The 1,409-nt window shown below is 64.4% G+C and carries 1 protein-coding gene; it reads left to right on the forward strand.

Going from position 1 to position 1,409, the window contains the following annotated elements:
* The coding region (locus AB4Y73_RS20385; protein WP_441874496.1) for an amino acid permease at nucleotides 1-1,409 on the forward strand (1,409 nt) is incomplete at both ends.

Raw genomic sequence — 1,409 nt, forward strand, 5'->3', positions numbered from 1 at the left:
GCGCACGCCTCGGAAAGTTCCCTCCACGCGGAGGACAAGGGCTATCACAAGAACCTCAAACCGCGGCAGATCCAGATGATCGCCATCGGCGGCGCGATCGGCACCGGCCTGTTCCTCGGCGCCGGCGGCCGCCTCAACGCCGCCGGACCCTCCCTGGTCATCGCCTACGCCGTCTGCGGGTTCTTCGCGTTCCTCATCCTGCGGGCCCTGGGCGAACTGGTCCTGCACCGGCCCTCATCGGGCTCGTTCGTCTCCTACGCCCGCGAATTCTTCGGCGAGAAAGCCGCGTTCGTCTCCGGCTGGTTCTACTGGATCAACTGGGCCACCACCACCATCGTGGATATCACCGCCGCCGCCCTCTACATGCACTTCTTCGGCCACTACATCCCCTGGATGGCGGCCGTCCCCCAGTGGGCCTGGGCACTGACCGCCCTGGTTGTCGTCCTCGCCCTGAACCTGGTCTCCGTGAAAGTCTTCGGCGAAATGGAGTTCTGGTTCGCACTGATCAAAGTCGCCGCGCTGGTCATCTTCCTCGTCGTCGGCACCTACTTCGTCATCTTCGGCACCCCCGTGGACGGCCAGCAGGTCGGCCTGAGCCTCCTCTCGGATAACGGCGGGATCTTCCCCAACGGCCTGCTCCCCATGATCATCCTCATGCAGGGCGTCCTGTTCGCCTACGCCTCCATCGAACTCGTCGGCACCGCCGCCGGCGAAACCGAAAACCCGGAAAAGATCATGCCCAAAGCCATCAACTCCGTGGTGTTCCGCATCGCCGTGTTCTACGTCGGCTCCGTCATCCTCCTCGCCCTCCTCCTGCCATACACGTCCTACGAAAAGGGCGTCAGCCCGTTCGTGACGTTCTTCGGCTCCATCGGCATCCAGGGCGTGGACGTCATCATGAACCTCGTCGTCCTCACCGCCGCCCTSTCCTCCCTGAACGCCGGCCTCTACTCCACCGGACGCATCCTCCGCTCCATGTCCGTCAACGGCTCAGCCCCCAAATTCGCCTCCCGCATGAACAAAGCCGGCGTCCCCTACGGCGGCATCGCCATCACCGCCGTGGTCTCCCTGCTCGGGGTCCCGCTGAACTACCTCGTACCMGCMCARGCCTTCGAGATCGTCCTCAACGTCGCCTCCGTGGGCATCGTCATGACCTGGGCCACCATCGTCCTGTGCCAGATCCAGCTCAAACGCTGGGCAGACAAAGGCTGGGTGGAACGCCCCTCCTTCCGGATGTTCGGCGCCCCCTACACCGGCTACCTCTCCCTGCTCTTCCTGGCAGGCGTCCTGATCATGGTCTTCATCGAATCCCCCCTCACCATGCTCGTCACCGCCATCGCCTCGGTGCTGATGGTCTTCGGCTGGTACGCCTGCCGGACCCGCATCCGCGAAATCGCCCAAACCCGCGA

The organism is Pseudarthrobacter sp. TAF60_1 (genome assembly GCF_052113505.1).
GTDB lineage: Bacteria > Actinomycetota > Actinomycetes > Actinomycetales > Micrococcaceae > Arthrobacter.